The 20,809-nt window shown below is 56.5% G+C and carries 17 protein-coding genes; 3 read left to right on the top strand and 14 right to left on the bottom strand.

Annotation, left to right across the window (positions count from 1 at the left end):
• The 7 genes from ACILRN_RS06470 to ACILRN_RS06440 form a co-directional block, all read right to left on the bottom strand.
• Positions 1-857, bottom strand: an 857-nt coding sequence (locus ACILRN_RS06470) for an ABC transporter ATP-binding protein (protein WP_395686642.1), incomplete at its 3' end; no start/stop codon positions are given.
• Between the two features lies 1 nt (position 858).
• Entirely contained in the window at positions 859-1,689 is an 831-nt protein-coding gene (locus tag ACILRN_RS06465; RefSeq protein WP_395686640.1) for a carbohydrate ABC transporter permease, read from the bottom strand.
• A gap of 5 nt (positions 1,690-1,694) precedes the next feature.
• Positions 1,695-2,603: a carbohydrate ABC transporter permease gene (locus ACILRN_RS06460; protein ID WP_395686638.1), complete on the bottom strand. Its 909-nt coding sequence runs from the start codon at positions 2,601-2,603 to the stop codon at positions 1,695-1,697.
• Between the two features lie 112 nt (positions 2,604-2,715).
• Positions 2,716-4,020, bottom strand: a complete 1,305-nt coding sequence (locus ACILRN_RS06455) for an ABC transporter substrate-binding protein (RefSeq protein ID WP_395686636.1) — start codon at positions 4,018-4,020, stop codon at positions 2,716-2,718.
• Between the two features lie 190 nt (positions 4,021-4,210).
• Positions 4,211-5,167 carry a sugar-binding transcriptional regulator gene (locus ACILRN_RS06450; RefSeq protein ID WP_395686634.1) on the bottom strand — a complete coding sequence of 319 codons (957 nt, stop codon included), beginning with the start codon at positions 5,165-5,167 and terminating at the stop codon, positions 4,211-4,213.
• A gap of 26 nt (positions 5,168-5,193) precedes the next feature.
• Positions 5,194-5,907, bottom strand: coding sequence for an HAD family hydrolase (locus ACILRN_RS06445; RefSeq protein ID WP_395686632.1), 714 nt, complete (start codon positions 5,905-5,907; stop codon positions 5,194-5,196).
• A 144-nt stretch (positions 5,908-6,051) separates the two neighbouring features.
• The gene (locus ACILRN_RS06440; protein ID WP_395686630.1) at positions 6,052-6,372 is read right to left on the bottom strand and encodes a hypothetical protein; all 321 of its coding nucleotides are present in this window, start codon (positions 6,370-6,372) and stop codon (positions 6,052-6,054) included.
• A 128-nt stretch (positions 6,373-6,500) separates the two neighbouring features.
• Between ACILRN_RS06440 and ACILRN_RS06435 the strand changes: the two genes are divergently transcribed.
• Positions 6,501-6,704, top strand: a complete 204-nt coding sequence (locus ACILRN_RS06435) for a hypothetical protein (protein WP_395686628.1) — start codon at positions 6,501-6,503, stop codon at positions 6,702-6,704.
• 156 nt (positions 6,705-6,860) lie between these two features.
• Positions 6,861-7,061: a hypothetical protein gene (locus ACILRN_RS06430; RefSeq protein WP_395686626.1), complete on the top strand. Its 201-nt coding sequence runs from the start codon at positions 6,861-6,863 to the stop codon at positions 7,059-7,061.
• A gap of 756 nt (positions 7,062-7,817) precedes the next feature.
• On the opposite strand, the gene ACILRN_RS06425 is transcribed toward ACILRN_RS06430, so the two are convergent.
• Together ACILRN_RS06425 and ACILRN_RS06420 are read right to left on the bottom strand one after the other, a co-directional pair.
• On the bottom strand, positions 7,818-8,513 hold the full coding sequence (locus ACILRN_RS06425; RefSeq protein WP_395686624.1) for a M15 family metallopeptidase: 696 nt from the start codon (positions 8,511-8,513) through the stop codon (positions 7,818-7,820).
• Between the two features lie 803 nt (positions 8,514-9,316).
• Positions 9,317-9,832, bottom strand: coding sequence for a sulfocyanin-like copper-binding protein (locus tag ACILRN_RS06420; protein ID WP_395686622.1), 516 nt, complete (start codon positions 9,830-9,832; stop codon positions 9,317-9,319).
• Positions 9,833-10,185: 353 nt separating this feature from the next.
• Here ACILRN_RS06420 and ACILRN_RS06415 point away from each other — a divergent pair, with 353 nt between their 5' ends.
• Positions 10,186-11,010 (top strand): outer membrane protein, encoded by an 825-nt coding sequence (locus tag ACILRN_RS06415; RefSeq protein WP_395686620.1) that lies wholly within the window; start codon positions 10,186-10,188, stop codon positions 11,008-11,010.
• A gap of 247 nt (positions 11,011-11,257) precedes the next feature.
• Here ACILRN_RS06415 and ACILRN_RS06410 read toward each other — a convergent pair whose 3' ends face one another.
• The 5 genes from ACILRN_RS06410 to ACILRN_RS06390 all read right to left on the bottom strand — a co-directional run bounded on the left by ACILRN_RS06410 (position 11,258) and on the right by ACILRN_RS06390 (position 20,795).
• Positions 11,258-12,217, bottom strand: a complete 960-nt coding sequence (locus tag ACILRN_RS06410; protein WP_395686618.1) for a glycoside hydrolase family 26 protein — start codon at positions 12,215-12,217, stop codon at positions 11,258-11,260.
• Between the two features lie 107 nt (positions 12,218-12,324).
• Positions 12,325-13,734 (bottom strand): UDP-glucose dehydrogenase family protein, encoded by a 1,410-nt coding sequence (locus ACILRN_RS06405; RefSeq protein WP_395686616.1) that lies wholly within the window; start codon positions 13,732-13,734, stop codon positions 12,325-12,327.
• An 11-nt stretch (positions 13,735-13,745) separates the two neighbouring features.
• Positions 13,746-15,608, bottom strand: coding sequence for a glycosyltransferase (locus tag ACILRN_RS06400; RefSeq protein WP_395686644.1), 1,863 nt, complete (start codon positions 15,606-15,608; stop codon positions 13,746-13,748).
• 14 nt (positions 15,609-15,622) lie between these two features.
• Entirely contained in the window at positions 15,623-16,615 is a 993-nt protein-coding gene (gene galE / locus ACILRN_RS06395) for a UDP-glucose 4-epimerase GalE (protein WP_395686614.1), read from the bottom strand.
• A gap of 412 nt (positions 16,616-17,027) precedes the next feature.
• Positions 17,028-20,795, bottom strand: a complete 3,768-nt coding sequence (locus ACILRN_RS06390) for a CheR family methyltransferase (protein ID WP_395686612.1) — start codon at positions 20,793-20,795, stop codon at positions 17,028-17,030.
• Between the last annotated feature and the right edge of the window lie 14 nt (positions 20,796-20,809).

Genomic DNA, 20,809 nt, shown 5'->3' with positions numbered 1-20,809 from the left:
AAGGAATCCGAACCCAGATGCTCTACCAGCATGATCGTACCCTGAAGGTCGCCACCCGAGGACCGAATGGCCATGTGCTCCGGCCTGATGCCAATGGTGGCGGCCTTGTACCGGGCCGCATGCTCACCGGTAATGAAATTCATTCTGGGCGAACCGATGAAGCCAGCGACGAACAGTGAGTTCGGCGCATTGTACAGTTCCAGCGGGGAGCCGACCTGTTCAATATTGCCCTTGTTCAGAACCACGATCCGGTCGGCCATGGTCATGGCTTCAACCTGGTCATGGGTGACGTAGATCATGGTGACGCCAAGCTGCCTGTGCAGCTGCATGATCTCGACACGCATGTTGACGCGGAGTGCCGCATCGAGGTTGGACAGCGGCTCATCGAACAGGAAGGCCTTGGGCTGGCGAACGATGGCCCGGCCTATGGCAACGCGCTGGCGCTGGCCGCCGGAGAGCTGGCGCGGCTTGCGGTCAAGATATTCTGTGAGGTTCAGCGTGGCAGCGGCCCTCGCTACCTTGGCCTCGATCTCGGCCCGTGGAAGGCCAGCCATCTTGAGGCCGAAGCCGATGTTGCTGCGCACGCTCATGTGCGGATAAAGCGCATAGGACTGGAACACCATGGACAGCCCGCGCCGGGCTGGCGGAACATCCGACACCTCCTCCCCATCGATCAGAATCTGCCCCGATGTCAGATCTTCAAGTCCGGCAATCAGGCGAAGCAGGGTCGACTTTCCGCAACCCGACGGGCCGACGAAAACGATGAACTCGCCGTCGCGTATATCAAGAGAGGCGCCCGGAATGATGAGTGACTCACCAAAGGCCTTGCGCACAGTTTTCAGGGTTATGGTCCCCATGTTATTTCACTGCTCCGAATGTGAGGCCGCGAACGAGTTGCTTCTGTGCAAACCACCCAAGCACCAGAATGGGCGCGATTGCCATCGTGGAAGCCGCCGACAGTTTTGCCCAGAACAGGCCCTCGGGGCTGGAGTAAGACGCGATGAATTGCGTAAGCGGCGCCGCGTCCTTGGTGGTCAGAGTGAGCGTCCAGAATGCCTCGTTCCAGGCGAGAATGATGTTGAGCAAAACGGTGGAGGCGATGCCAGGAATGGCCATCGGCGCCAGAACATAGAGCAGCTCCTTGCCGATCGATGCGCCATCCATACGCGAGGCCTCCAGAATCTCGGCCGGAATCTCCTTGAAATAGGTGTAGAGCATCCAGATGACGATGGGCAGGTTCAGCAGCATCATCACGGTGATGATGCCGATGTGAGAGTCGAGCAGCCTGAGATCACGGAAGATGAGATAGAGCGGAATCAGAGCGCCAACCGGGGGCATCATCTTGGTTGACAGCATCCACATCAGAAGATCCTTGGTTCGCTTGCCGGGAGCGAAGGCCATGGCCCAGGCGGCCGGAATGGCAACCAGCAACGCAAAAAGTGTGGAGCCCAGCGCAATGGCCACCGAATTCATGGCAAACTTCACGTAGTCGGACCGTTCCTGAACGATCCCGTAATTCTCGAGCGTCCAGTCAAAGAAGATGAAGCGCGGTGGAATGTTGACGGCTTCACCCTCGGTCTTGAAGCTGGTGAGCACAGTCCACAGTATGGGGAAGAAGATGACGAAGGCGATGAACCAGGCCAGCACGGTGAAGGCAATGCGGCGTCGGACGGAAACAGCGCGGGCCATGAGTCTCAGGACTCCAGATTCTTGCCGATCATGCGCATCAGGAAAAATGCCACGATGTTGGCGAGGATAACCGCAATGATGCCACCGGCAGATGCACCGCCCACATCATTTGACAGGAGGCCGTACTGATAGACGAGATAGGGAAGGTTGCCCGCCCGGCCGCCGGAACCCGACACATAGATTTCGGCAAAGACATTGAGCAGGAAAATGGTCTGGATGAGAACCACAACCGTGATGGGCCGCGCCAGATGTGGCAAGATCATGTACCAGAAAAAGGCAAGCGGTGGCGTTCCGTCCATCTGTGCCGCTTCCCTTTGCTCTTCATCGAAGGATTGAAGTGCGGTGAGAATGATGAGCGTGGCAAACGGAAGCCACTGCCAGGACAGCATGATGACGATGGCCGTCATCGGGTAATGTGCAAACCAGTCTATGGCGCCGAAACCAATTGACTTGGTGATCCAGGCCAGGAAGCCCTGCACCGGATGCATCATCATGTTCTTCCATACCAGAGCGCTCACAGTCGGCATGACGAAGAAGGGAGCAATCATCATCAGCCGCACAATACTGCGGCCATAGATGGCCTGGTCCAGCAGCAGCGCCAGCAAGGTGCCGCCCACAACGGAAATGACCAGCACCCAGCCGACGAGCAGCAACGAATTTCGCATCGCCTTGAAGAAGGCGGGGTCGGTCAGGAAGTAATGATAGTTGGTTGTGCCGGCAAGACAGCGATTGGCTTCGTCCAGCAACTGGCCAGGCGTGAGAAGCGAACAGGCCGGATTGGCATCAAGCAGATTGTAGCGAAGTAAAGAGAACCAGATGGTCATGGCCAGCGGCACGACCATCCACAGGAACAGCATCAGCACCGAAGGTGCAACGGCGATCCTGCCCAGTGCACGCGTCTGCTGCGTTGCCATGTTGGCGTCCCGTTTGAAATCAACCCAATCAGCGCGCCCCGTGCTGATCAGCAAGGAAAGAAGGGCTGCCCGGCAAGGCGCCGGACAGCCCGGTTGTCGAGGGTCAAAGCCCTTACTTGATGTAACCCGCCTTTGTCATCTCGCGAGTGGTGATGTCCTGGGCCTCGGCCAGCGCTTCTTCAGCCGACTTCTCGCCAGCCAGGGCCGCCGAGAAGATTTGACCGACATTCGTCGCGATGCCGGCAAACTCCGGAATGGCCACGAACTGCACGCCGACGTAAGGCACCGGCTTGACAGTGGGCTTGGTCGGGTCAGCCGAGTTGATCGAGTCGAGCGTCATCTTGGCGAACGGAACCTTGGCGTATTCCGGGTTCGCATAGAGCGAAGTGCGCGTGCCCGGAGGAACGTTGGCCCAGCCCTCCTTCGAGGCGACCAGCTCGGTGTAGCCCTTCGAGGTTGCCCAGGCGATGAACTTCTGAGCCGCCTCTTCCTTCTGGGTGCCAGCCGGAATGGCGAGCGACCAGGCCCACAGCCAGTTGCCGCGCTTGCCGAGGCCGTTGTCAGGCGCCAGCGCGAAGCCCACCTTGTCTGCAACCGTCGAATCCTTCGGATTGGTCACGAAGGAGGCCGCCACAGTGGCGTCGATCCACATGCCGCACTTGCCGGCGTTGAACAGCGCCAGGTTCTCGTTGAAGCCGTTGGACGACGCGCCCGGAGGACCGTCGGACTTCATGAGATCAAGATAGAAGGTAAGTGTATCCTTCCACTCGGGCGTATCGAACTGCGGCTTCCAGTTCTCGTCGAACCAGCGCGCACCAAACGAGTTGGAGGTGGCCGTGATGAAGGCCATGTTCTCGCCCCAGCCAGCCTTGCCGCGCAGGCAGACGCCGTAGATTTCCTTGTCCTTGTTGGTGATCTTGCCAGCAATGCGCTTGATGTCGGCCCAGGTCGGAGCATCCGGCATCTTCTCGCCAGCGGCCTCGACGAGATCGGTGCGATACATCACCATGGAGCTTTCACCGTAGAAGGGCGAGGCCATCAGCTTGCCATCGACGGTGAGACCGCCGGCAATTGCCGGCAACAGGTCCGCCGGATCGTCGATCTGGGTCAGCGGAACGAGCCAGCCCTTCTTGCCCCAGATCGGAACCTCATAGGTGCCGATGGTGAGGACGTCGAACTGGCCGCCCTTGGTGGCGATGTCGGTCGTTACCTTTTCGCGTAGCACGTTCTCCTCGAGCGTCACCCACTCGAGCTTGATGTCGGGGTTCTTGGAGGTGAAGTCCTCCGTCAAACCCTGCATGCGGATCATGTCGCCATTGTTGACGGTGGCGATGGTCAGCGTCGTTTCGGCCAAGGCCGTCGAGGCCATGGCGCCGAAGAACAGGGCGCCCAGAACACCCTTCGTGACAAAATTCATTCATACCTCCCATGAGCTTCGACTTGAGCGTTTGCCAATGAAGCGGGCATATACTCAATTCAATCCTCCGGCAGAGTCAATGGAAAATCGATGCTGCGCTGCAACATGACCAGCCCCCTGCCCGTGGTCACAACAGGGATCAGATGAAAGCGGCAGGTTCTTCAAGGTTTCCGAAAGCGGCCAATCCGGTTCAGCCTTCTAGGAGGCGTTCAGCCATGATTTCGTTGGTGATCAGGCCATTGATCAGGCGGCCACGCATGGCGCCCCTGATCCCCGCAAAGCGCGGTGGCGCCATGGCGACACCGATCATCCGGCGGTTCACCGGCTTAGAGAGCGGAATGCTGAGCACCCTGTCATTCGTCAACCCCTCGATGAGTTGCCCATCTTCGTCATAGGCCCAACCGGTGATCTCGCCGACAGCACCTGCCTTCAGCAGGGAACGGATTTCATCCGGCCGGACGAAACCATCGCGCAACAGCGCCGCTGTATCATCCACCGTACCGATGCCGACCAGCGATACCTTCGCTTGCGCGGCCAGGTCCAGCACATTGCGCAGTGTACTTTGCGCGAGAAGGAGATTCTTCTCATGCACTGTGGTCGCAATCACCGGCAGGGGCATGGGGTAATGCGGTGCCTTCACCCGCTCGCTGACGCGGCTGACGACATCGAAGATCGACGCAGAGCCATCGGGCGCGATGTTGCCCACGAGAGAGATCAGCTTGTGCTGCGGGCAGTCCATCGGGCTCAATTGCTCGGCCATAGCCCTCAGCATCCGCCCCGTTCCCATGGCGATGATGACAGGATGCTGCGAGATCAGGTAGCGCTCAAGTTCGGCGGCGGCCGCCTCGGCAACGCCGACCGTATCGGAATTCGACGCGGGATCAGCCGGAACCACCTCGCACATCTCGAGGCCATAGATCTCGCGCAGGGAGCGGGCAAGCTCAATGCAGCGGCCGATGGGATGATCGAGCCGAACCTTGATCAACTGTTCGGTGACCGCCAGCGACACAAGCCGTTGCGCCGTCTGGCGCGAGATGCCAAGTTTCCTTGCAATCTCATCCTGCGTATTGCCCGCGATGTAGTAGAGCCATCCGGCGCGGGCGGCGTCATCCAGCCGGTCACTTTCAGTATCGGGTTTTCGGGCCAAAAGTAATCAATTCCTCTTAATGCGTTTCATTCCTGGCGGAGCGCATGCTGAAACTCAGCCATGCCGCAAATCACCCGGTCGGGCAAGACACCAGCGGGTAATTGATAACCACCCCTGAAATGTGCGCCACCCGTGAAGTGCCAAACCGTCATGCCGGCTGCCCTTCCCGCCCGCACGCCCATCTCGCTATCTTCAAGAACCAGGCACTCAGCGGCAGGCACGCCCATGCACGCAGCGGCATGCAGGAAGAGATCAGGCGCGGGCTTGCCCCGGGCCACGTCCGAGGAGGTGAAACACCGCCCATGAAAATAAGGCGCGAGGCCTGTCACCTGCAGGGTGATGGCCAGCCGCTCCGGACTGCTGCTGGTGGCCAGGCAGAACGGAAGGTCAAGCGAGTCCAGCGCCTCGAACACCCCCTCCATCGGTCGCAAATCGCCGCGCATGCGGGAAAAGAGCCTCTCGCGATATGCGGCCGGGACATCTTCGGGCAGCGGCCGCCCGAAGCGCCGAAGCACCCGCTCCGCCGCGGAAGCAAAGCTACGACCAAGAAAGTCAGACCGAAAAATCTCAGGGGTAATCGGAAGCCCCGCCTCCGCCATCAACGCCATCAACACCTCGGCACTCAGCATTTCGCTGTCGACGAGCACACCGTCACAATCGAAGATCACAAGCGATGGCCGCAGGGGCCTGTCGCCCAGTGAACCTGCCGTACCTTGCGCTGTTCCCCGGTCATTATTCATGAGCTTAGGCTACCATTCAACGAGCCGTGTGCAAGTGCGGCACATCGAATAGCATGCCGTGCCGCAAAGAACTCCTTGACTCGGGGGGCGTTGTTCGATGCCACGAGTGTGGGCTAAACCGACCAGATAAGCACACAGGACAACTTAGGCTTCAGGCACATAGAGCCTGACCCACAGACATAAGGCAGCAGCTTTTGTGAGTGTCAGGCATGCTAAGCCCTTGCGGTTATGGTCCGTGGCGATGTGGCGGAACTGCTTGAGTTTTCCGATACAGTCTTCGACGAGATTGTGCTTCTGGTACGCGCATCTGGCGAATGGAACTTGATTGATCCGGTTGGATTTCGGTGGAATGACTGGTATACAGTGCCGATCCTCAATCGTCTTCTTGATCCATTCAGCGCCATAATCTCTGTCGGCGAGAGGGCTTGCCCCCCAGGGCAAGTCCTGAAGGAGGAGTTCCGCCATCGATACATCATACGCCTGGCCGGGAGTCAGCATGTACATGTCAGCCTGAAAGGCCCGAAAGAGACATCCGCATGTAATACGTCACTACAGCATTCAAAGTCGCGGCAACAGAATTCAATCCCGAATTCGTGGAGCTCGTTCGCAACACCGCAGCTGCAGCCAATATTGCCGCGGAGACCGCTCGCAATGGAGTGTACTTCATCGTCATGCCGGAGGCAGCAGTATCCAATTACATCTACCGCGATCTCACGCAGTTCGTGCCCTACATTGACACGGCTCTCGGCAATACAACGGGTACGCTGATCACCGCCACACGCGAGCACAACTGCTAAATCGCGACCGGCAACGCCAAGATCGATTGCACCAATGGTCCTACCGATAACGCCGGCGCTCTCATCAGACCCAAGTGATATCCCGGGAAGTACCGCAAGAATGGCCTCGATCCTTCAGAAGTCCTGTAGTTCGTATCTGGCAATACGAGACATCTGGTGTTCGACCCCGAACTTCCTCGTATCACGATGATCTTCTGCTACGACGACACTAACTGGGAACCAGCGCACCTTGCAGCGGTGAAGTGCAGCAACATCATGGCCTACATCTGCTCATCACACAAACTTCTCCCTCAACTCAAGGAGGCTGCGGCGGGCAAGCACTCCACTTTTGCCATTGCCCAGCATCAGTGCGCATGAAACAGCCTCGCCATGGTGGCGGCGTACCGTAACACTGCTGAAACCAACCCGACCACCGGCGTGACCGTCACCCATTGGTAAGCCACCTCAATCTGGATGGCGCCTAGCGAGCGCATAGCCCAGGCCCGGACGTCGGACTGCGTCAAATCCACCATCAATCATCTATGGCTTCATCGATCCCGCCAAATTCGCAAATAACCAGCAAGCTACTGTGTCTCGCCGCCGGCCCGAACTCTATTGCGACGTCATTTTCTATTGTACACCCACCGCCACAGTTGCATCGAAAGTGCCAGCACAGATTGAGGACAGTGACCTATGGTACAGGGTCAACACCACTGACTTCTTTGCCAACTTGAACCGCTGCAAGGAACTGGCGAGCGCGCAGCAGTCTCGTACAGTTGCGTAATACCTCGTGGTGTTACCCACCTCCTCCTTCTAGGGACCGGTGAACGCCGAAGACTATGGTACGATTGCGGAGAACTCGCTCTGTCGCACGACACAGGCTACCAGCATTTTTTACAGAACGACTGAAGTCGCACTTTATCACACTTCACCGCCGTTCTGCTTCAGTCACTCAATCCCTTGACCCCCGGCTCTCGGCCTTGACCCAAAGCGACAGCCTCGTTTGGCGAACTACGGTGCGTCGCCCCCATCATTTCGCAACGGAAGCCACCAGGCGTTGCAAGCATTTCGGCGGAAGAGTGAATTTCTCCCTCGCCTCAGCTGGCGTTGCCACCTGACAATCCAGGTCGAGACCTAGCGCACCACGAAATCAAAATAGGTGTCGGGGAACGGCTCGTGTCTCAGCGTAAAATGCCACCACTCCTTGTCGTAGGCATCAAAGCCATTGCGCCGCATCAACTCTCCTAACAACTCACGGCTTTTCTGTGCCTCAACACTAACGCTACGATCTGACGGCCAGGACTTCGTACTGAAAAAATCATAAGAGGTGCCCATATCGACTTCCTGGCCGTCGAATCCTCGAACCAGCGTTACGTCGACGGTTGACCCCCTCGAATGACCTGACCGAGAAGCAATATATCCGTCACGAAAAAGATGCTTCTTCTCGACACTCGGATAGAACTCGGCTTTAGTGGCTATGTCCTCGAGATCACGTGCCCAGCGAACAAAGTGAGCCACTGCACGCGCAGGCCTATAGCAATCGAAGACCTTTAGAGCGTAGCCTAGCGACAACGCTTCGCTTGCCGCTTGGGCGAGCGCCTTGCCCGCTTGCTTTGTCAGATAACAGACTGGCTTCTCATAGCCATCAATTTGTTTACCTACGAAGTTGTGTGAAGAGAAATAGCGCATATCTATAATGAGATCCGGCACAATGTCTGAGACATCAACAAAGGCCTCAGGATGGTCTTGCGCCACAGAAGGATTGGCCTTCGGTAAAACAATAACTACTGATAATAACACTGAAAAAAATAATCGCGCGCAGCATAGCATCGGATTTCTCCAGGATATTCACCAAGCGTATAAAGGCAACACTCACACCCCTGCCAACCAACACCCCAAGATAGCTAGCATTGAGATCTCAAACCTGGCTCAATGTCGTTGATTTGGCAAGTCATTGGAGAATTGATGAGGCTGCGAAGGCCCTGGAACACCGCTACGCCTCAGGCCTCGTGATCCAGTGGAATTCTACTGAGGCGTTATGAAGATGAGAGATTCACATCAGCATGAAGATTTACAGCGATTAGAACAGATGGAAGATGCGTCCTGCAGGATGAACATAATAAACGAATAAGTCATAGAGAGCTAAACAAAATACTACTCTTGAACTAAATACTCGCATCACGAACTAGCTGGCGGATTACACGGTTTATCAAGATCCACGCAATCTACAAAAGCAGGTAAGTAATATTCTGTGCCGTTTTTTGCTGTTGTGACTTTACGATCATCCGATAACTACACTATTCGATGTTGCAATCGAAAAGCTTTGCAAGATAGACTCCCGGCACAAGAGCGTCGCGCTTCGGCAATGCCGCCCAAGTACGGATTACCCTGGCGCCAGCGCGGGCAACAAAGCTAGTCTGGGCAAGGTCGCCGCCCGCACCTGGCTGACCCGAAACCGCTGACCTTGACTTTGCTTTCCAGCATTCATTCCACAACTGAACAACTTCAAATAGGAGTCAGTTACGGACCAGGCTCCACTTTTGACCTAACTTGACTCTATTCGACACTGCCTTACGCTACCAATAATCACGCGGTATCCGGTGCTCTCAAGGAATTTCTACAGAAACCATAAGCTACTGAACTGCCAAAACTCGCCACATGCCAGCCGCATAATGACCAGGTATGTTACAGATCAGTGCATAAAGACCCGGCCTAAGCTCGACAGTCAGTTCCCCGGCCTTACCTGGGGCCAGTTCAGCTACTTCCCCAACATCGCCTGAGGCCTTCTCATCAACACGATTTTCAAGGCCATTGTAAGGAAGTGGAGTTTCCATGCTGTTGATTGGAACGACCAGCATTTCATGTTCCATTTCAGCCGAGAGATTTACAACCTTGAACGTTATCAGGCCCGCCGGAACTGCAAACTTATCAGCCTCGATCTTCAGATGAGCTTTCGACATGTCACCTTTCATGCCGATACCAAGTCCATGGTTCTTGCTCAAATCGACGATGTGTCCCAGGTCCACGAGTCTGACGTTTACAACGGCAGCGGATGCCGCAGCCTCTCCAGGCACATCCGCGGCATTGCCAGCACTGACTTGGGAAAGCCCAAAAGCCACAAGCGACAGTAGAATAACTTTCCGAAGCATCTGCGATTTCCTTCAGTCTGACTCAGCATCAAACTAGAACTATAACAGGATTAGCCAAAGGTTAAATCCCAGAACATCGTCGATGTCAGCAGTTTCGCTTCACATCCTTTTTGCACTTACCAGTTTCTTGATACCCTGCGAGCTGAACTCTACCGCAGAAAGGTGGTGCTCGAGAGGTATGGTGAGTCAGACCTCATTGAAAATAAGTCTATTTCAACAAATCCAAGTGAACGAGATCACGTCAGACGATCCGGCCATTTGATTGGCGCCAATAACAAGGACCGACTCGCAATAGACATGGAGAACAAACTCCGAACTGGTGCCGTCACACAAAGCACCACTCCTTGACTTGCATGTTCACGGATTGGATAATTATCAGTAACGTATACATAAGTAGAAGAGTTCCAATGAAGCTTGCCTCACATGCTTTGACCGCCGCCTTGCTGATAGGTTCAACAATCACAGCCTCAGCTGCTGATATGACATCGCTTCCTGGCTATGACTGGTCAGGTTTCTATGCAGGGATGAATGTGGGCGCTGCGTGGAACGGAACTGAACTCCAGCAGGACTATACCGAACCACCGGTTGAAGGTCAGATTTTCGAAGGTCTTGACCATGATTTCACGGACCAGGAAGCAGCCTTCTCAGGGGGCCTGATGCTCGGATATAACTGGCAATCAGGTCGGATTGTCATCGGGGCTGAAGGTGACGTCAATTATCTTGGATTTGAGGCGACCGACCAGTGGACCCGGGTGGTGGATTCAAGTCCCGACTACGACCCGGTCAGAGGCACGAGCGAACTATCTTTCACAAGTCAATGGTTTGCCACAGTGCGTGGGCGTCTTGGCTTCACTGCAGGCAGTTTTCTGTTCTACGGGACTGGGGGGCTCGCCATTGGCGAGGTAACCGCCGAAGAAACCGCTGAATTCCAGATTGGGAGCGCCGTACCCTTCAGCTACGACGGATCAACTTCCTCGACGAACGTCGGATGGACCGCTGGAGGAGGCATCGAGTGCGGGCTCGACCGCTGGTCCCTGGGTGCAGAATATCTCTATGTCGATCTGGGTGATGCAGAGTGGAGTGGCAACTTTAACACAGACGTCCCCGATACCCTGACAAAGGGTCATGTGGACGTAGCCTTCAGTGTAGCACGGCTGACAGCGAAGCTCAGATTCTAGAGGAACATAGTATTTGGTGCGAGCAATCGTTAACGTTCTTGTGACCAGCGTAAGACGCCACACCGACATTTAAATGTAGTCCAGTCCTTGTTCCCAAAGTGTCAAGGTTCGATGGTTTGAAAGGCTTCTATTGTTGAACCCGAGGGCATATCACCAGCTGGATGACATCGGCGACAACCGAGGCGGCGAAACCGATAGAGGTGGCTCACGGCGTGAGGTCCGGGATCTTCTTCCGGAGCCTACAATTTCATCTTGGTTGCCCAATGCGCCAGTTCGGAAGGCCAAAATTCTGCGGCCACGCAAATACCTCCCTATCGTTGAAGTAGATGATGGCCGTCAACTTTGGGAATTGGGGGTGGGGCGCCGCCGCTGCCTTAGCCCATCTGGCGACATAGCTCTCGTCGCCTTCATAACCTAATTCAGCCACCACGACTGGCTTGCCGAAACCGCTCACCAGACGGTAGCCGGGCTCCAGAACCTCTTCAAAGGTCCGTTCCCCACCAAAATTTTTCTTGTCATAAGCCTGATAGCCGAAAACGGATAGACCGATGACATCGACATAGTCGTCACCGGGATAGAATTCAACGAGGGATTGATCACCCCTCGGCGACCACACATATTTCGCGTCTGGGATCTGCTTCCGGCATTCAGTGACAAAATGCCGATAGGCCGCGATATAATCCTTCGGAGACCAACGCGCCCATGGAAACGGCCCATCCACGGCCTCCATCTCATGCGCCCAGCGGATGTTGATTGGACTTTGCAAGCGAGAGATAGCTGAACACACCGAGGCAATATTGATGTCGTATGCTCCGGCTTGTATGCCCAACAGCAGCTCGACAGGGCTTAACTGCCAGTCAGAAGCCCACGACCAGGGCTCTACCGTGATCATGAGCGTGCGTCCCCGCGCGCGCACGTAGGCGTCCACGGCGGGCAGAGATGACAGATCGACATCCTCCCAGGTCATAAAGATGTGTTCGATTGAAACCCTACTCTCCTCACTGAAATCGCCATGAGGATCATACACACCGAATTTGATAGAGTTTTCCGTGAGAGCGGGCCGCTTGGCAGCCGGCTGACCCTGGTCGGACGCACCATCGGAGGGATTACCGAGGGGCAGGTTAAGCGCCCACGCTCCGCCACCGATCAAGCCGCAGGCCGCCGAGATAGTCAGAGCGCACAACAGGACGTTCTTGGTGATCCTCATTTGACTTTCTCCATCTTGTTTGATGATTGGGTGGCCGCCGCAGCACCAAAGCCAGATCATGCCGCCACGGTCTCAGACGCCAATGGCGTGGGACACGGAGCATCGCTCTAGCGCGCTGCTGTGCCGGCTTGGCCAACACGTCTTGAACGCGACCGATTGATTGGCTGAACCAGTCCAATGGCCGATTGTTGCTCCGGTTCAGAGGCAGCCGGACCGGAATGACCAATACTCGTTACGTGAAATCCGGCTGCCGCCGTCGCAGTGCGAGAAAACACATTCCGAAGATCAACCAGGATCGGGGTTCGCATGACGTGCCGCATCGTTTCAAGGGCAAGTCCAGAAATATTCTCCCACTCCGTAACGACGACGGCGGCATCCGCGTCCTTGAGACAAACGTAGGGATCCTCGAAGAATGCCACGTCCTGCAGCACCCCGGCGGCATTAGGCATTCCTACCGGATCGTAGGCGCGGATATGGACACCGGAGAGCTGCAGTGTCTCGATCAGTTCGATGGAGGGGGCTTCCCGCATGTCGTCAGTTCCAGCCTTGAAGGTCAGGCCCAGGACAGCCACAATCTTGCCGTTCCCCTCGCCACCTAGGGCCTCGAGCACCTTGAGCGCCATCTTGCGCTTGCGCGCAGAGTTAGCAGCGACCGTTTCTTCGACGATGCGCAACGCCACGCCGTGATCATGCGCGGTTCGCAGAAGGGCGAGCGTGTCCTTGGGAAAGCAAGAGCCGCCATAGCCGGGACCGGCTTTCAAAAAGGAGCGGCCAATGCGTTTGTCAAGCCCTACGCCGGTCGCCAGATCATCGATGTCCGTTCCAACTTTCTCGCACAGGTCAGCTAGCTCATTGATGAACATAATCTTGGTTGCGAGGAAGGCGTTCGAAGCATATTTGATCAATTCCGCAGTCCGGCGCTTGGTCACGAGGATGGGTATGTGGTTGCTGGCCATGGGCTCATAGAGCTCGATCAGCGCTCTGCGACCGGTCTCGCTTTCCGTTCCGATGACGACACGATCAGGAAACAGGAAATCGTCGATCGCGGAACCCTCTCTCAGGAACTCTGGATTTGAAACAACCGCGAACGTGCCGGGACCGCGTGCAGAGGTTATGATCCGCTCAACAACGTCTCCAGTCCCCACTGGTACAGTCGACTTGATCACAACCACGGCGCCAGATTTCAGGATAGGGGCAATATTCTGCGCCACCTCATAAACAAAGGACAGATCGGCATCGCCCTCGTCGCCACGAGTCGGCGTACCCACTGTGATGAACACGATGTCGGCATTTCGGACTGCGGATGCCAAATCAATGGTGAAGGTGAGAGTTCCGCCAGCCAGATTGTGCTTCACGAGCGCGCCGAGACCTGGTTCGTAGATCGGCAAAAGGCATTGGCTGAGGCCATCAATCTTGCTTTTGTTCAGGTCAACGCATGACACCGTGTTTCCCAAATTGGCAAGGCAGCTTCCACTCACGAGGCCGACATAACCCGTACCTATCATTGCAATGTTCATAACTGTATGCGCTATGCGCCTCCCTCAGAATTGACGATTGAAGAGCCTGGTTCCGATGGCCGCCATTGGGGATGAAAGCGAACTTTGCGAATTGCCGCCTTGCCAAGACCCGCGCCGGCGATCGAATAGGTTTCACTGAACAGGCTGACGCGACCTCCACCCCACGCCAGAGATTCCACGCCGCTCATTCCGTGACTAACCCCGCCGAATCCCAACAAGGCAAACATCGCGACAAGGCTTGCCGATAGGGCTGCACGATAGCTCCGGCTTCTGGTCTGTGACAGGTTCTCACGGGCATGCTGGACGACAATGAAGGCTAGCAGCGATGCGTAAATGGCCGCATTGATCAGCGCGAAGATATAGAAACCACGCGCTTCACCGGGATTATCGACTAGTGCCACCGGCAGCGCCGAGACCACCGAAAGAATGGCGTAGGGAGCCAGCACGCGCACCGGCAGAGGATCAACGGTCGAGTTGCCCTTGGGCGTAATGAGGAAGTCGGCGGTCGATCCGGTCAGCCAGTCGTGCAGGGCGGTCACTGTTCCAGCCAGTGCCCACGGCCAGCGCGCGAACTGGAAAATCATGCCCTCCCAACTCAGGACCCTTGCGTTGCGCGGCCGGTAAGAGCCAGTTGATCGCCAGCGAAAGGCGAGGAGAACCAGCACGAGGGATAGTGGTGCGAAATGCAACAGGAACTGCGGATAGGTCACGTTGATGAAATTTCTTCCACTCCACAGGGCAATGACTGGCATGGCAAACATCAGTGCCATGAAGAAAGCAAACAGCGGATACCAGAGCTGGGAGAACAGGAACTGGAATTTCAACCGGGCGGGCAGGCGGGCCACATAACTGGGCGAATACTGCAGAAACACCATGAAGAGGCTTCGAGACCATTGAAACTCCTGCGTGACGAGATCAGCGAAGCTACGTGGTCCCTCGCCATGGGCGATGGCATCCAGAGCGTGGACGCCGCGCCAGCCGAAGGCGTTCATCATCAAAGTTGTCGAATGGTCTTCCGCGAGCTCCGGTCCAAGTCCCCCGATCTGCTTCAATGCCGAAGTACGTACTGCATAGTGCGATCCTATGCATATGGGCGCAAGATTGCCGTTGTATCCAGCCTGGAGCGCGCCGTGCATGCTGGCTTCCGCCCCGAGGCGTCCGCGAGCCGACCAACTCCGGGCGGCATTACTGTCGCAAATGCTTGGTGCTGAAACATATCCGACGCGGCTGTCAGCGAATGGGCGCAGCATTTGCCACAGATATCCCGGCTCTGGCACATGATCGGCATCGAGCTGGCAGACAAAGTCATAACGCGAATAGCCAAACTGGTCGTAGAAGAAGGCAAGGTTTCCTTCCTTACAGCGCGTGCGCCGTGGCCAGTTTGGACGATGATAGTCGGCCCTGCCCTTACGAGTAGACAAGAAGATGCCATGACGCGTGCACCAGTTTATGGTCTCGAGGCTGGGATCTTCGTCAGCCAGCCACGTATCGTGCGGCACACCCTGCGCCAACATGCCTTCAAGAGTGGCGGAGACAACATCAAACGGCTCAGAGGGCGCCTTGGTGACCACCATCGCGATTCGGCTTCCGGGTGGGAGGCGCAATGGTCCGCTCGGGATCCTCGCGCGATAGAAAACAAGCATAAAATATGTCGGAAGCAACGTAATCCACGCGACAGCTGCCGTGGCCATCACATATCGGGCGGTTGCGGAGAAATGCGCGGGATCAAGCCACCAGATCCAGAAGTAGACGAGTGCTGCACACCAAGCGGCAATCCCGGCCAGATATTCGGCGCGCTGGGCTCTGCTCATGAGAGCAACCATCAGCGGTTCTCCATCTGGGTTGGCCAGCCTGTTCGTATTGCAAGTTTCCATCAACCTGGCCATTCTCATGCGCCCAATACCGACAGGCCAAATTGTGGCGCTGCTGTGCGCACGATTGTCGCGAGATCGGAGTGTTGCGGGAAAAACCCGAGTGCGCGCCGCGCAAAAGAAGGGTCAGCATAAAGCACCGGTGGATCTCCCGCGCGCCGCGGGTGTATCTCAATGGAAACCCTCCTGCCCGTTATGCGAGCAATCGCATCGATGACCGCGCGGATCGACGAGCCAACGCCGCTTCCGATGTTAGCGGTCAGGCTGGCGCCGCCACTGCTCAGATGATCAAGTGCCAAAACATGTGCCCGGGCAAGATCTGAGACGTGGACAAAGTCCCGGATGCAGGTCCCATCAGGTGTTTCATAATCGTCCCCGAAGACTGGCAAGCGGAGGGTGGCATCTCTGGCCGCCAAGAGTGCCCTGGGAACGATATGGGTCTCGGGCGTGTGCCATTCGCCCAATTCACCCTCTGGATCTGCGCCACAAGCGTTGAAATAACGCAACGCGACGTAGCGAAGCCCATAGGCCATTGCGAAATCTTCAAGCATCTGCTCAGCGATCAGCTTGGTACGGCCGTAGGGGTTGATCGGCTGCCTGGTTGTCGCCTCTACAATTGGGAGCGCGTTTGGTACGCCGTAGACCGCACAGCTTGAGGAGAAGATCACACGGCTGACATCGCTTAGGCGGCATGCGTCAAGCAGTGACAGCGTTCCGCAGACGTTGTTGCGGTAGTATTTTGCCGGCTGCTCGACGGATTCTCCGACATAAGCCGCCGCGGCAAAATGGATTACCGCTTCTGGCTTGTGTTTCAGGAGGGTCCGGGCGAGGTTCGCCGTATCCAGAATATCGCCATGCACGAACAGACCCCAGCGCACCGCGGCGATGTTACCTGTCGAGAGATTGTCATAGATGATGGGTTCGATGTCGGTTGCAGCGAGAAGCTTGGCAGTGTGACTGCCGATGTATCCGGCGCCACCTGTTACAAGAACCTTGCGGATTGCCGTCATGCTGCCTCGATCAGTTGTGGCGCCACATTCCAGAGGGCGTCATAGAAAAATGATAACGATTGCATATAGTTGGTAGTGATTTGCCCGTGGCTACCCAGACTGGTGTCGAAAGCTGACTGCCCTGGCCCGGAGCCCACAGCGGCCATCGCACGCGATCTTCAATGTCAACAAGAGACGCCATATCGCAGGGCTTTCTCTAACCAGTCAGGACACCAATTGCAGTCGCTGATAATTGGTAAGCGAAGTAGAGAACTTCCGAAACCCACGGAATCTACTCAGGCGCATGACGATGGCGGAGAGATCGTATCATCGGCAACCGCGCGCCCTGGCGCACGCTGCTCATGATGTTTGTCGATATGTAATGAACAGGACTAAGACAAACCTGCGGGTCTTGAAGCCCGGCAGGGTCCGGTCATTCAGAGCTCATGTCGGCTGACAGCGCAAGGCGTACCAGATCGGGAAGAGAGCTGACGCCGCATTTACGCATGACGGAGGCTCGATGATTCTCCACTGTGCGTTGGTTGATCCCAAGATCGGCTGCAATGATCTTGTTTGGAGCGCCTTCGAGAATCCTCAAGAGAATTTCATACTCGCGTTTAGTCAGTGCAGAGAGTTTCTTCCGAGCGGATCTGCGGGAAACACTGCGTGCGTTGAGATCCCGTCCCGCTTCGATCGCCTTGCGCACGCTGTCCAACAGATGTGTGGCGCTCGCAGGCTTCTCGATCAGGTCTGATGCGCCAGCCTTTAACGCTGCCACAGCGGCGGTGGCGTCGCCATGGCCTGTCAGCATCACGGCTGGTATTGTGGAACTTTCTGCCCGCAAGTATTTTATCAGATCTGTCCCGCTCATGCCGGGTAATACGCTGTCGATCAGGAGGCAGGCTTGGCCGTCCGGCCGCGGGGATGCAAGAAACTCCTCGGCTGCCTCGTAAGTGACGACAGACCACCCTTCTGCTTCGAACAGGCGCTGCATGGTCTCGCGGATCAACGGGTCATCATCGATTACATAAATACTGATATCAGATGAATTCGCATCTGGCTTGCCCTGCCGTCTTCCGGCACGGGCTTTAAGGATGAGGCCGGATATCTTGTCTAGAAGTTCCTTGGGCGAAGCGGGCTTGAGGACCTCTTCGTAGCCCGCACTTGCAATCTCCTGATGTGTCTCGGTGGTGATGTCTCCGGTGATTATGATTGTGGGGATCGCGTGCCACAGAAGTTTAGCCAGTGACTTCGCCAGTACGACCCCACCCTGGCTATCCTCAAGATCGTAATCTGTCAGCAGAAGGTCTGGCGTGATGCCGCATGTCTTGGCCCAGTCCAGCGCACTCTGTGCATCGGGCATCGGTATGACGGTGTGGCCCTCACCTGCAAGAAGCTCGTCCAGCAGGTCCCGCAGTGGCTTTTCATCCTCGACCAGAAGGATTGTGCCCGTCTGACGCGGTGGAGCTTTAAGGTCAAGGGCACTCGCCTGGTCAGGCATGAGGCCAGGAAGAGCTTCAGCGACAGGCAGCGAAATCATGAAGACCGTTCCTCTGCCGGGCGTCGAGTGAACCGTTACCGGATGCTTCATGAGTTGCGCCAGCCTTTGCACGATTGAGAGGCCAAGCCCCAGACCAGTGCGCGAAGTGGATGCTGACCCCTCAATCTGGTAATAGGCGTCGAAAATCGCCTTGCTTTCAGATTCTGCAAAGCCGACACCGCTATCGTAGACACGGATGCTGAGTTCCGGACCCTTGCGCAGGCAGCCTAGCAATACGCCGCCGGTACGAGTGTATTTCATGGCATTCGACAACAGGTTCCGCAATATCTGCTCGAGCAGTTGCGGATCAGTCCTGACCCAGGCGCTGCTGGGCACCGAACGAAGATTCAGACCCTTCAATTCACATTGTGGCCGGAACTCCTCGGTCAGCCGCTGGATTATGGGTGCAATGGCAACAGACCTGATATTTGGCCGGATGATGCCAGAGTCGATACGGGTGACATCAAGCAGCGAGTCCAGCAATTCGGTCATGGACTTCAGCGTGCCATTCAGCAGGCTAGTCAGCCGCATGACTTCCGATGGGCGCTTGCTCCGCGCCATCAAGGCGTGCAGAAGCGCAAGCGCCTGTAATGGCTGGCGCAGATCGTGGCTGGCGGCAGCCAGAAAGCGTGACTTTGCTCTCGTGGCACGCTCAGCATCTCTAGTCGCGCTCATCAGTGCAGCGTTGGTAAGCTTGCGCTCGGTAATGTCGACATAAGTGATGACGACGCCCGCCACCCGACCGCCGTCGTCTCGGTAGGGCTGTATGCGACGCAGAAACCATTGTCCGTCCCTGCCGGCAATTTCACGCTCAATCTTCTCGGAGTTCTTGATCACTGCGTTGGTCTCAGCGGTCAACTGGTCATCCTTGGTCAAGGCGACCAGGTCGGCGAGTGGCCGCCCTACATCGCTCGCGATCACACGAAAGATACTGCGCGCCGCAGGGGTGAAGAACCGTATGTTTAAGTCAAGGTCCAGGAAGACAGTCGCAACATCGGTGCTGAACAGGACATTCTGCAAATCATTCGCTGTGGTCCGCTGGCGCTCCAGAGTCTCCTGCAACTGATTGTTCAGCGTTGTAAGCTCTTCATTCAGAGATTGGAGTTCCTCCTTTGATGCCAGGAGTTCTTCATTGGCGGACTGGAACTCTTCGCTGGCTGACAGTGCCTCCGCAGTATCGGCGCCATGCGCCTCGGCCTGCTGTTCGAGGTCATGGAGGGCCTCTTGAAGCTCCTTGCGTGTCGTTTCGAGTTCGGCCGCAAGATCCGTGGCCTCGCCGGCATTCGCCGGTGCCGTGGTCGCATCAGACCTCAACCGCCCTGCATCTGCAGCCATTTCGACGAAACAGGCAAGCAGTAGCAGTTCATCGCCTGCAGGGATTGCATGAATGGCGATATCGACACTTGCGCCGTCCCAGATACGTAAGCTGGAGATCGTCACCAGGCGGTTGGAACGCGAACAGGAGGCCGCACCCATGCGGAACTTAATGCGCGCACTCTTTGGCAGCATGCCGAGGATGCCGGTAGGAGAAGGGCCCTCGGTTATCTTCAGATATTTTTCAGTGGGTCCATGAAAATAAAGGCATTCGAGCCGGGTGTTGAGCAACACAGCCGCGGGCGCATAGTGCTCCAACAGGAACTTGCGACAGAGATCGGGTAGGACATCGCGCCGGACGATGGGTATTGTTGGTGATGGCATGACCTTTTCACGAGTTTCACCCGCCAGAAATAGATCGCCCGGGCGACTTTGACCCACACGGCGCCAGAGCCGTGCCTCCTTATTCTCCACAGCAAAACACTCATCACCCTGAAATGGCGTTTCCGCCGAACCAAGCAGCAACAGCCCTCCGGGGCGCAAAGCATAACAGCAGCGGGCGATCACGCTCTTTTGTGCCTCGGGTGCCAGGTAGATCATGACGTTGCGGCACGAAATGAGGTCAATCTTGGAGAACGGAGGGTCTGTCAGCAGATCTGCAACGGTGAACATCACCACGTCGCGCAAAGCTGCTGTGACCTTCCATCCTCCCTGAACGGGTACGAAGAAATGAGCAAGGCGCTTTGAAGACACTGATATGTCGATATCCTTGGGATAGATACCAGTCTGAGCGATGGAAATTGAGTCTGGATCGACATCCGAGGCAATGATCTGGAGTTGGGTGCGCGAACCGGCTGCTGCAATGGCCTCAAGGCAAATGATGGCGAAGCTATAAGCCTCCTCTCCGGTGCTGCATCCTGCAACCCATATCCGCAGGGGACGGCCTTTTGCCACCGCTCCAAGCAACTCTGGGATGGTTTCGCTGGAGAGGTAATCGAATACTGCCGGATCTCGGAAAAAACTGGTAACGTGGATGAGCAGGTCGGTCGAAAGCTGTGCGCGCTCCCGCGCGTCGGCCTTCAACATCGCAAGGTATTCTGTCACGTCTTCGGGCTCCAGGCCCACGATGGCCATGCGGCGGGCAATGCGGCGTTCGAGCGTTCCCCGCTTGTAGAGCGAGATATTCTGCTTGGCGTGCTGATCGACAAATGAAAGTATATCGTCATAATTCGCCATGACATGACGTTCTGCACCAGTATCGGAAGGCTGCGTCAGCCCTGTCTTGCCCAGGGCTGACGTCGGGCCGGTGGGTTTTCCCTTCAGGAACGCCTGCAGTGAAGCGACCATCTCTCCGGCGCGCA

It is taken from the genome of Aestuariivirga sp. (assembly GCF_044238155.1).
Lineage (GTDB): Bacteria > Pseudomonadota > Alphaproteobacteria > Rhizobiales > Aestuariivirgaceae > Aestuariivirga.
This window is presented reverse-complemented; position numbering and strand designations above follow the sequence as displayed.